Annotated in this window: 11 protein-coding genes; 4 read left to right on the top strand and 7 right to left on the bottom strand. The window is 70.5% G+C overall.

All coding sequences use genetic code 11. From position 1 onward, the window contains the following. From ABI385_RS13495 to ABI385_RS13470, 6 genes are all read right to left on the bottom strand, one after another. Positions 1-122, bottom strand: a 122-nt coding sequence (locus ABI385_RS13495; RefSeq protein WP_407068277.1) for an AAA family ATPase, incomplete at its 3' end; no start/stop codon positions are given. Next, a complete protein-coding gene (locus tag ABI385_RS13490; protein ID WP_348104266.1) occupies positions 94-1098 on the bottom strand; it encodes a PD-(D/E)XK nuclease family protein in 1005 nt (334 codons plus the stop codon). The genes ABI385_RS13490 and ABI385_RS13495, both read right to left, overlap by 29 nt. Before the next feature lie 77 nt (positions 1099-1175). Next, positions 1176-2024 (bottom strand): PHP domain-containing protein, encoded by an 849-nt coding sequence (locus ABI385_RS13485; RefSeq protein WP_348104265.1) that lies wholly within the window; start codon positions 2022-2024, stop codon positions 1176-1178. Beyond that, entirely contained in the window at positions 2024-2683 is a 660-nt protein-coding gene (locus tag ABI385_RS13480) for a TMEM175 family protein (protein ID WP_348104264.1), read from the bottom strand. Before ABI385_RS13480 ends, ABI385_RS13485 begins: the two co-directional genes overlap by 1 nt. A gap of 179 nt (positions 2684-2862) precedes the next feature. Continuing rightward, the gene (locus ABI385_RS13475; protein WP_348104263.1) at positions 2863-3786 is read right to left on the bottom strand and encodes a type IV toxin-antitoxin system AbiEi family antitoxin domain-containing protein; all 924 of its coding nucleotides are present in this window, start codon (positions 3784-3786) and stop codon (positions 2863-2865) included. A 187-nt stretch (positions 3787-3973) separates the two neighbouring features. Beyond that, positions 3974-5404 carry a threonine/serine exporter family protein gene (locus ABI385_RS13470; protein WP_348104262.1) on the bottom strand — a complete coding sequence of 477 codons (1431 nt, stop codon included), beginning with the start codon at positions 5402-5404 and terminating at the stop codon, positions 3974-3976. Between the two features lie 70 nt (positions 5405-5474). Here ABI385_RS13470 and glpK point away from each other — a divergent pair, with 70 nt between their 5' ends. Both glpK and ABI385_RS13460 read left to right on the top strand, forming a co-directional pair. Beyond that, positions 5475-7007, top strand: a complete 1533-nt coding sequence (gene glpK / locus ABI385_RS13465; RefSeq protein WP_348104261.1) for a glycerol kinase GlpK — start codon at positions 5475-5477, stop codon at positions 7005-7007. Beyond that, complete coding sequence (locus ABI385_RS13460; protein ID WP_348104260.1) at positions 7004-8710, top strand: glycerol-3-phosphate dehydrogenase/oxidase; 1707 nt, start codon at positions 7004-7006, stop codon at positions 8708-8710. The genes glpK and ABI385_RS13460 overlap by 4 nt, the downstream gene beginning before the upstream one ends. 30 nt (positions 8711-8740) lie before the next feature. On the opposite strand, the gene ABI385_RS13455 is transcribed toward ABI385_RS13460, so the two are convergent. After that, the gene (locus ABI385_RS13455; RefSeq protein ID WP_348104259.1) at positions 8741-8944 is read right to left on the bottom strand and encodes a DUF2945 domain-containing protein; all 204 of its coding nucleotides are present in this window, start codon (positions 8942-8944) and stop codon (positions 8741-8743) included. Positions 8945-9211: 267 nt separating this feature from the next. Here ABI385_RS13455 and ABI385_RS13450 point away from each other — a divergent pair, with 267 nt between their 5' ends. Continuing rightward, positions 9212-9721 carry a SigE family RNA polymerase sigma factor gene (locus tag ABI385_RS13450; protein WP_348104258.1) on the top strand — a complete coding sequence of 170 codons (510 nt, stop codon included), beginning with the start codon at positions 9212-9214 and terminating at the stop codon, positions 9719-9721. Continuing rightward, entirely contained in the window at positions 9718-11100 is a 1383-nt protein-coding gene (locus tag ABI385_RS13445; RefSeq protein WP_348104257.1) for a hypothetical protein, read from the top strand. The genes ABI385_RS13450 and ABI385_RS13445 overlap by 4 nt, the downstream gene beginning before the upstream one ends. Positions 11101-11291: the final 191 nt, after the last annotated feature.

Here is an 11291-nt window from a genome sequence, read left to right as displayed (position 1 = left end):
ACCGATGTCTCGACGGCGTCCGGGTCGACGCCGAGGGAGAACGTGAGGCACGCCTGCGCGTCGAGGTCCACCAGCAGGACCCGCTTGCCGGACTCAGCGAACGCCGCCCCCAGGCTGGCCACCGAGGTCGTCTTGGCCACTCCGCCCTTCTGGTTCGCCACGGCGAGCACCCACGCCGAGCGCGGCCCTGCTGCGGCCCTGGCCATCCCCATCCCCCTCGTAGAGCCCGGCTGGGTCGGACCCTGGTTCGTCGATCTCGAGCGCGGCCCAGGAGGACTTCTCCGGCCCGACGCGCTGTCCTTCCGGACAGGCAGCACGGTAGTCGCACCACATGCACAGCGGTGACGGACGGGGTGCGAACCAGGTGGACTCCACCCCCACGAGCGCGAAGTCGCGGTCCGCCGCGCGGGTGTCACCGGCGATCGAGTCGGCATACCCGAGCTGACGCCTGAGGGACTCTCCCGTATGCGTGTGTCCCGCGACCGTGCCGGTGGGTATGTGATGGAGCTCGACGCGAACGCACCTGCGCCGGAACATCGTCCACGCCGAGGCGGCATACATCGCGAGCGGCAGCGAGGTCCGAGCGTCGTCCTGGTTCGGCGCGCGGCGGCTGGTCTTGTAGTCGACGACCACGAGCTCCCCGCCGCGCTCGTCGAGCCGGTCCACCCGGCCGCTGAGCGCCAGCACGGCGGTCTTCATCGAGACGGTGCGCTCGACGCCCAGCGGTTGGCGCTCCGGGTCCACCCCACCCAGGTAGCGCTCGACCTCACCCGCCACCCTCGTACGCCACCGGGCACTCTGCTCGATGTCGCGGAATCCCACCTCGATCCAGGCCTGTCGCAGCAGGGTGGCTCCGGCTCTCGGCGTCCGCTCACCGCAAGGAAGGTCCCACCAGTCACGCAGGGCGTTGTGGGTGGCGAGCCCGACGGAGGTATGCGCCCGTGGTCGACGCGTCGGCGGTGTGGGTCGGTCGAGATACTTCATCCGGTACTGCCGTGGGCAGGTCTCCCAGGTGCTCAACCGGCTCGGCGAGGCCCGGTAGAGCGGCGTCGGCAGGCCCGCGAACACCCCCTGCTCACTGTCTACCGTCGTCGTCATCCCGGCAACCTATCCGCGGGGACCGACACGACCGACCCGGTTGTCCACAGGCATACGGGCTGTCGGTCGACCGTCCCTCAGTGCAGCACCGGAGTCAGGCCGCTCGACCTCTCTTCGATGGCGGCCAACACCTCCGGGCTGGTGAGGTTCTCACCGAGCCGGTTGTCCTTGCCGGCCCCGTGGTAGTCGCTGGACCCCGTCGTGACCAGCCCCAGGCGACCGGCCAGAGCGCGAGCCCGCGCGCGCGCTTCCGGACTGTGGTCGCGGTGGTCCACCTCGAGCCCGGCCAGGCCTGCTTCGGCCATCCGCTCGACGAGGTCGTCACCCACCCGGCGGCCGCGGGTGCCGGAGAACGGGTGGGCGTGGACGGCGACACCACCTGCCGCGACCACGAGCCGGACCGCGTCCACCGCGTCCGGTGCGTAATGCCGGACGTAGTACCGGCTGGTGTTGGCCAGGTACCGGGAGAACGCCTCGTTGCGGTCGGCGACGACCCCTGCCTGGACGAGCGCGTCGGCAATGTGCGGACGTCCCTCGGTGGCCCCGTCGGGCACCTGGGCACGTACCTGCTCGTACGAGATGGGTATGCCGTCCGCGGCCATGAGCTCCACCATCGCGGCCAACCGGGTGACTCTCGACTCCCGCGCCCGAGCGAACTCCGCCACCAGCCCGGGATGGGCGGGGTCGACGAGGTAGCCGAGCAGATGGACCGACGCACCCCGATGCGCACAGGAGATCTCCACCCCGCGGACGAGCCCGACCCCGAGGCTCGCCGCCGCGTCGGCGGCCTCGACCCACCCCGACGTCGTGTCGTGGTCGGTGAGGGCGACCACGTCGAGGCCGGCGTCGGCCGCAGCCGCGACCACTTGGGCGGGTGTCTGCGTGCCGTCGCTCGCCCGAGAGTGGGTGTGCAGGTCGATCCGCATCAGCGCCGCCGACGGTGCTGGATGGCGATACCTACCCGGGTGGTGATCGGCAAGGCGCCCCACAGGATGAACGCGTAGACCCCGACGAGAAAGCAGAGCGGGATCGAGAGGAGGAACGTGGTGATCAGGACGGCGCTGCGGGTCATCCCGCTGTCGAACAGGTCCGTAGGCGCCTCCTCGGCCACGATGCCGGCCCGCTGCACGATGACCTCTGAGCAGACGAACGCCGACGATGAGGCGACCATCACCAGCGCGTAGATGCCGAACCGGAACGGGAAGTCGCTGCTCGCGGAGGTGCTGTCGCCGGCATACAGCAACCGGGTGGCGAAGGGCACGAGGACGATCGTGAACAGCCAGAGCAGCGTGACGCCGACCAAGGCCGGCGGTGCGTCCGTGATGTAGCGGAACACCCGGTGGTGGTTGCGCCAGACGCTCGCGATGACCACGAAGCTGATGAGGAACGCCAGATAGCTGCCGAGGTGGCCCTGGACGAACGCCACGAAGTCCGGGCGGGTGCTGGTCTCGGGGACGGCAAGGTCGATGGCCAGCAGCGTCATGGCGATCGCGACGACCGCGTCGGAGAAGAACGTCAACCGGTCGACGGCGATCTTGGCGTAGTCGGCCGACGCAGACGCTTCCCACAGCTCACCCGTGGCCATGTGAGCCAGCGTAGCCAGGGTCGCCAGGGTCGCCGAGCGTCATGGACGCCGTGAGTCACCTGCGCGACCCGGCCAACAGTCGGCTAACCGGCTCCTATAGACGCCGGATTGCCGACTTTCGACCGGAAAGCGGTAGCCGGCGGGGGCGAACCGGTCACCCCACAGTCGGCGGGTATGCCTCAGCCGACCCGGCAGCCGACCCTCACCAATGCCACCCGAACCCGCTGCAGCAGCCGTTCGGGGTAGGCCAGGTCCGCCCAGGTCACCCTGACCACCTCGAAGCCCAGCTCGCGTAGTCGGTCCTCGCGACGCTTCTCGTCGAACAGGACCCGGCCGGTGCGGTCGTCGGCATACTTGACCGCTCCGTCGAACTCCACCACGACGCGCTCGCCGACGAGCAGATCCACCCTGGCCAGCACCGCCCCCCGATCGACCACCTTCACCTGGCTGCGGACGGGCATCCCGGCTGACACCAGCAGCAGTCGCGTCCTGGTCTCCCCCACCGACTCGCTGCGCGGGTCGACCAGCTCGGTCATCTGACGGGCGCGCCGGTGGGCCCGAACCACCGGCGTGGCCGCGAGCTGGGCTGCCAGGTCGTCTGGCGAACACAGGCGTCGCGCCAGCGCTGCATCAGCGGCTACGACCCCCGCCTCGACACCGCTGGACGCCGCCGTCTGCACGAGCGCGCACGCGACCGTCACCGCCCGCACCGCCTCGACGTCGTCGGACGGAGCGTCGCGACTCGGGTGGACGACGACCCCCGCGCGGCCCGACTGCTTGGAGACGCGCGCCATCACGTCGATCCGGTCGAGGTCGACGAGCCACAGCGGGAGCCGATGCAGGGCGAGGGCGGCGTGGTGACCGGCAGGGTCAAGGCCGCCTCGGCTCAGCAACACGGCCATCACGCGCAGCCGGTACTGCTCATCCGGGTGGGCGCAGGCATACCGGCTGGTGTCGACGTAGGCGCCGCGACGCACCCGCGTCAGGCCGCCGCTCCGACACCACGACTCGATGTCCTCGCACGACGCCCCCGCCGCGAAGGCCTGGGCCGCCCCGAGGGCACCACCATGTGCCGCCATCAGCTGCACGAGTCGTCGGTCCATGCACTCGATCGTGACGCTGACGGGGCGGGGCGGGGCGGCGCTACCGACGGTGCTGTGGATCGTGGGACCACGGCGTGGTGGGGTGTGGACAACGAGCTGCCACCGCGTTACGGCCGAAAGTCGGCAACCCGGGCCCTATATCCGCGGGAACGCCGACTTCCGGCCGTCATGCACGGTTCCGGCCTCATCACTCCGCCGGCTGCCCGGGCAGCAACCCCGCCAGGTACGTCCCCAAGGTCACGCCTGCCGCCAGCCCGATCCCGATCCCTGCGGCGCCGAGCAGCGTGCCGAGTCCCTGGTAGAGACCGGAGCCGGCGGGTCCGGAGACGATCTGGTAGATGCCCTCGTAGGTCGCACGTCCAGGCAGCAACGGCACGATGCTTGCCGTCGTCGAGGCGAGCGCCGACACGTTGAGGCGTCGCGCCATGAGCTGGATGACGAACCCGATCACGAGTGCCGCCACCGCCGCGGAGAACGACGGCGAGCTCCCCGTGGCGACCAGGACCTGGTTGACCACCCAGCCGGCGATGGCCGCCGCAGCGGCCAGCACCATGCTCCGAGGCCCGACGTAGGAGGAGACGGCGAAGCCGGCTGCGATCACGGCGACCGCGACCAGCTGGGTGGCCAACGGGACGTAGGAGGGCGACGAGTCGATCGCGAGGACGATGCCCAACCGGGTGGCCACGGCGAGCACGACGGTGATCCCGACGACGATGCCCAGCGTGAGCAGCAGCACCTGGAACACCCGGGCCGCCGCGGTGACGTAGAAGCCCTCGATCGCGTCCTGCGCGGCAGCCACCACGGACAACCCGGCGAGCAGGACGACGATCCCCGAGGCGACCACGAGGGAAGGGAGCAGACCGGCGATGTAGACCCACTGCTGCGACAGCCCCACAGCCGTCGCGAACAGCGCCGGGATCGCCGCTCCCAGGGCCTGTGCGAAGAACGGTGGCACATCGGCGCGAGCGAGCCGGGTCAACAGCCGAGACACGACGGCCGCACTCAGCATGCTGACCAGGACGATGAAGACCCCGCCGCCCACGTTGACGGCGACCCCGGCCGCCATGACGGCGACTGCGGAGACGACGACCCACCGCCGGTAGGGGTGCGGGGCCCGGATGACGGCGTCGAGGCGTTCTCGCGCGTCGGAGATCTCGAGAGAGTCACGCTCGATGTCGCAGACCAGCACCCGGATCCGCGCGAGCCTGGTGAAGTCCTGGCTCGTCCCTGGCACGACCCGCGTCACCGTGAGCGGGTCGGCCAGCGGGCCACGGTTGTAGGACACGGTCAGCGAGCTGAACGTCACGTCGACGTGCACCGACTGCAGCCCGTATGCCGCGGTGAGGCGCAGGACGTCGCTGACCACTTCGGCGGCGGACGAACCGGTGGCCATCAGCGCGACACCGGTACGCGTCGCCAGGTCGACCACCGCACGTCCGGTTGTGAGCTCGACACCGTCGGGCTGCGTCCATACCGGGATCGAGTCGGTCGGCGGCTCGGTCGCCTGGACGACCCGTCGCGTGCCGGCTCCCAGACCGCCGCCCGCCACCCGGATCGAGCGGGGGCGGTGCCGCGACCGTCGTGACCGGGGCGTGCGGGGTGGGAGGTCGTCGGGCACGCTCCACTCTTGCACCTGCGAGGCACACGCCCGGTACGGCCTCACTGCGAGGTATGCCAATCTTGGGCCCATGGCGGACTTCGTCGGAGCAGTCGACCAGGGCACGACGAGTACCCGTTTCATGGTGTTCGACCACGACGGGCGAGAGGTCGGCCGACATCAGCTCGAGCACCAGCAGATCCTCCCCCGGGCCGGCTGGGTCGAGCACGACCCCGTCGAGATCTGGGAGCGGACCGAGACGGTGATCGGCTCGGGGCTGTCGCAGCTGCACCTGAGCGGCGACGACCTCGACAGCATCGGGATCACGAACCAGCGCGAGACCACGGTGGTCTGGGACCGGCATAACGGCCGTCCCCTGCACAACGCGATCGTCTGGCAGGACACGCGTACCGACTCCATCGCCAAGGCTCTCGACGCCGACGGGCGCGGCGACGTCATCCGGCATCGAGCCGGGCTCGTCCCCGCGCCCTACTTCTCCGGCGGCAAGCTGCAGTGGCTGCTGGAGAACGTCGACGGGCTTCGGCAGTCAGCCGAGGCCGGTGACGCGCTGTTCGGAACCACCGACAGCTGGGTCGTCTGGAACCTCACCGGTGGCCCTCGCGGGGGCCGACACGTCACCGACGTGACCAACGCCAGCCGCACCATGCTGATGGACCTCGAGACCCTCGACTGGGACGACGAGCTGCTCGGCTTCTTCGGGGTCCCGCGCGCGATGCTCCCCGAGATCAGGCCGTCGAGTGACCCCGACCTCTACGGCAACACGGTGCCCCGCGAGTCCTGGGGTGGCGAGATCCCGATCGCCGGGGCACTGGGCGACCAGCACGCCGCGACGGTCGGGCAGGTCTGCTTCGCCCCCGGCGAGGCCAAGAACACCTACGGGACGGGCAACTTCATGCTGCTCAACACCGGTGAGGAGCTGGTCCGCTCGCAGCACGGCCTGCTGACGACCGTGGCCTACCAGCTCGGCAGCGCCGAGCCGGTGTATGCGCTCGAGGGCTCGATCGCGGTCACCGGCTCCGCGGTCCAGTGGCTGCGCGACCAGCTGGGGCTGATCCGCAGCGCGGCGGACGTCGAGAGCCTCGCCCGTCAGGTCGAGGACACCGGCGGCGTCTACCTCGTGCCCGCGTTCTCCGGCCTGTTCGCGCCCTACTGGCGGGCCGACGCCCGTGGAGCCATCCTCGGGCTGTCCCGCTACAACACCGCAGCCCACATCGCCCGCGCGACGCTGGAGTCGATCTGTTTCCAGACCCGCGACGTCGCCGACGCGATGGTCGAGGACAGCGCTGGAGCGGCGAGCGCGCTCGACCTGAGCGTCCTCAAGGTCGACGGAGGCGTCACCGCCAACGACCTGTGCATGCAGATCCAGGCCGACGTCCTCGGTGTCGAGGTCAGCCGTCCCGAGGTGAGCGAGACGACCGCCCTCGGCGCGGCATACGCGGCCGGCCTGGCGACCGGGTTCTGGAGCAGCACGGACGAGCTGCGCGCCAACTGGCGCGAGGACAAGCGCTGGACGCCGACGTGGAGCGAGGACCGGCGCGAGAGCGCGTACGCCGGCTGGCGCAAGGCTGTCGAACGTACCTTCGACTGGGTGGAGGTCCAGTGAATCCCGTTGCCCTGTCTGTCGACTCGCGCCGCGCCGCGATCGAACGCCTCGCCGACGGTGGCGAGCTCGACGTCCTGGTCGTGGGCGGTGGGGTCGTCGGCACCGGCTGCGCCCTCGACGCCGTGACCAGGGGCCTGACCACCGGGCTGGTCGAGGCCCGCGACTTCGCGTCCGGCACCTCCAGCCGGTCGAGCAAGCTCGTGCACGGGGGACTGCGCTACCTCGAGATGCTTGACTTCCGTCTCGTCCACGAGGCGCTGCAGGAACGGGGGCTGATGCTCACCCGGCTCGCGCCGCACCTCGTGCGTCCGGTGCCGTTCCTCTACCCCTTGACGCACCTCGGCTGGGAGCGGCCCTACGTCGAGGCGGGCCTGACGATGTACGACTCGATGGCGCGTGGGTCCGGCAACTCCGCCGGGCTCCCGTGGCACAAGCACCTGACCCGGCGACAGACGCTGCGCATCGCCCCCGCCCTGAAGAAGTCCGCGCTGACCGGAGCGGTCCAGTACTACGACGCCAAGGTCGACGACGCCCGCCACACCATGGAGCTGGCCCGCACTGCGGCCACCTACGGCGCCCATGTCGCATCCCGCGTTGCGGCAGTGGGGTTCGTGCGGCAGGGCGAACGCGTCACCGGGATCCAGGCCCTCGACAAGCTCACCGGCCGCGAGTTCGACGTCCACGCGCGCCAGGTCGTCAACGCGACCGGCGTCTGGACCGACGAGACACAGGCGATGGTCGGCGAGCGCGGCCAGTTCCACGTGCGGGCGTCCAAGGGCATCCACCTCGTCGTCCCCCGTGACCGGATCCACTCGACCTCGGGGATCATCCTGCGCACGGAGACGTCGGTCCTGTTCGTCATCCCGTGGGGCCGGCACTGGATCATCGGGACAACCGATACCGAGTGGAGTCTCGACAAGGCGCACCCTGCGGCGACGTCCGCAGACATCGCCTACCTCCTCGACCACGTCAACGAGTTCCTGACGACGCGGCTCACCCAGGCCGACGTCGAGGGCGTGTATGCCGGTCTGCGGCCGCTGCTCGCGGGGGAGAGCGAGCAGACCTCCAAGCTGTCCCGGGAGCACGTCGTCGCCCACCCCACGCCGGGTCTGGTCGTCGTCGCCGGCGGCAAGTACACGACATACCGGATCATGGCCAAGGACGCGATCGACGAGACCGCGCGCACCCTCGGCGGTGATATCCCTGAGTCCACCACGCAGGACATCCCTCTGGTCGGCGCAGTCGGGTACCACGCGATGTGGAACCGACGCGCCGCGCTCGCCAAGGAGTCCGGGCTGCACGTCGAACGGATCGAGAAGATGCTGATGCGGCACGGCATCCTCATCACCGAGATCCTCGACCTCGTCGCGGGCGACCCCTCGCTCGGCGAGCCGCTCCCCGGTGGGGAGGACTACCTGCGCGCGGAGATCTCGTACGCCGCGTCGCACGAGGGCGCGCTCCACCTCGACGACATCCTGGCGCGACGCACGCGGCTCTCGATCGAAACCTGGGACCGGGCGGTGGGAGCGGCCCGGCCGGCCGCCGAGATCGTCGCCCCGATCCTGGGCTGGGACGCCGCGATGATGGACAACGAGGTCGAGCACTGGTCGAGGCGGGTCGAGGCCGAGCGGATCTCCCAGACGATGCCCGACGACGAGGCAGCCGACGCCGCACGCCTCGCCGCACCCGACATCAACGGCTGACCATCGACGCCGCCGGTGTGGTCGAGGAAGTCAGGACGGGGTCAGCGAGGACGCCTTGTGCGCCGCCTGGGCGCCGGTCTTCGCGGACTCGACGATCCAGTACGGATCGTCCTCGCTGGCATTGAACTTCTGCTCGTCGAAGGTGAACTCCGACGTGCGCCGTTCGACGGCCTTGCCGTGTGTGGTGCCCTGCGACGTGTTCCAGGAGACCTTGCTCCCCGCGCGAATCGCCATTGACCGACGATACGTCGTGCGAGCTGAATCAGCAGGAGAGCGGCGGCTCACCTCATAACGCCATGACGCCCGTTCGTCGGCCAGACCGGTTCGGGAGACATCAGGCTGCGCGACCGCTGAACCTCGACCGCTGCCCGCGCCGGGAGATGTTCAGGGACATCGGAGGCAACCTCGGTAGCGTCCATGCGTCTTGAAGGCATGAGGGCCCTCCACGCCACGCAGAGCGGCGCGGCGCACACCCAGTTGGCAACCGGCGGGAGGACAACGGTGGACGCGGCGCCTCGCACGGGTGTGGACCTGGCCACCTTGTATGCCGCCCACCGGCTTTCGCTCGTGCGCCTCGCGGTGCTGCTGGTCGACGAGCTCTCCCTCGCGGAGGACGTGGTCCAGGACGCCTTCGTCGGACTGCACCGGCGGTCCGGCCGGCTGGACGACCCCGGTGCGGCACTGGCATACCTGCGGGTGTCCGTGGTCAACGGAGCGCGGAGTACGTTGCGCCGGCGCGGCACCGTCCGGCGCTTCCTCGCCCGAGCGAGCGCACCGGACGAGGTGGCGGCGGCTGACCACGAGGTGCTCCTGGGCGAGTCCCGTGACGCCACGCTCGAGGCGGTGCGCCGGTTGCCGCCCAGACAGCGAGAGGTCTTGGTGCTGCGCTACTGGGGCGACCTCAGCGAGCGACAGATCGCCGAGGCCATGGGGATCACCGAGGGGACCGTCAAGTCGACAGCGAGCCGGGCATTGGACGCGCTCGAGCGGTTGTTGGAGGAGCAGCGATGACGACGTCGGGCGACGACAGGGAGCGCCGCCTGCGCGGCGCCCTCGGCCAGCGCGCCAGCGAGGTGCGTGAGGACGATCTGACCCGCTCCTTCGACGAGCTGCAGCGATCAGCGCGGGAAGCGGGTCGAGGCCCGAGGCGATCGTGGATGGGTGCGGCCGCCGCAGCTGTCGTGATCGCCGCGGCAGCCGTGGGCATCGGGGTGGTCAGCCGGCACGGCGACGTGACGCCCGCACCCGTCGCCACGCAGATCGTCACCGTCTCGCCGGACCCGACGGGTACGCCACCGGCCTCAGCTCAGCCGACGCCGAACGGCACGAGGGGCGCGACTGCATCGGGCCCGATTGCCGCGCAGGAACAGCCCCGTTCGTCGATCCCATGGCCGCAGGTCGGTCCCGGCTGGGTCGCAGCCGTCTGGGGATCGAGTCGAGCGGCCCAGACCGGAACGCTTTATCTCGTGAGCCCGACGGCCACCCGGTATGCCATCGCCTCGATCCCCACCAACGTCGCGCTCCTCGACGTAAGCCCCGACGGTCGGCGTGCTCTCACCCAGTCCCCCGACGCCTCGCGTGCCGTCTCCGAGTGGGACCTCACCAGTGGCACGTCCCGCGTGGTTCCCCAGGTCTCCGGCATAGTCCGGTACTCGAAGCCAACCGCGAAGGCGCTCCTCGACTCGGTCGACACGAGCGGCGACTCGCTGCAAGGGCATCTGGAGCGACGCGGCCTCGACGGGAGCCTTCAGCTCACCTTCCCCGTCGGTAGCGCCGCCGGAATCGAAACCCCTGACGGCCTTTTCGTTGTGGCGCACGGCAAAGCGGGGCTCGCGGTCTGGGGCAACGCCACCGGCGCCGTCGTGCGCTCTCTCCCGGCGCCGAGTGGCTATGGCAGCTGCTTCCCGATGTCATGGTGGGGTGACGGGCGCGCCGTCGTCTACTGTTCCAGGAGCGACGGCACCGACGTCAGCAACGTCTGGCTGTATCCCGTGTCCGGCGGCCCGCCGGCGCAGCTCACCCAGGCCAGCCCCCTCGCGCAGCGCGGCTACGTCGACGCGTGGCAGCTGAGCAGCGGCGTCCTGCTCGTGCAGGCTCCGGCCTGCGGCTACGGGCCGCTCGACATCCAGATCGGGAGTTCCGCCCCTCGGTCGCTTGGTCCCGAGCTCAAGGGAGTGGGCAACGCGCTGGCCGGGACCGACCCCGTGGCGGTGGTGAACGACTCGGCGTACGTGCTCGTGGCGAGCGACAGCACGTCCAGAGGAGGCTGCGTCGGGGGCGACGGCATCGGTCTCGTCAACGTGCTCACGGGCGCTTCGGGCATGCTGCTGGGCCCACAGGCCAACGGCGGCACGGTTGCCCAGTTCGCCGTCATCGACCCGTCGCGATGAGGGGCCGCGCGATGGCGGACCCGACATCCGCGCCGTCATCGGCGCGGAGGCATACCTGTGCGTGGAGGGGTGTTCGAGCCCTGCCACACAGTCTCTGGTGGTGACCACGTTGGGATCGAGCGCGTTCCACGACCTGATCGGCCCCGGTGCGAACGGCGGCACCGCACTCGGCTGGGTGACGATCACCCCCT

The sequence above is a fragment of the Lapillicoccus sp. genome (assembly GCF_039935575.1).
Classification (GTDB): Bacteria; Actinomycetota; Actinomycetes; order Actinomycetales; family Dermatophilaceae; genus Lapillicoccus.
Note: the sequence above shows the minus strand (reverse complement) of the source record. Positions and strands in the feature narration are given on the sequence as shown.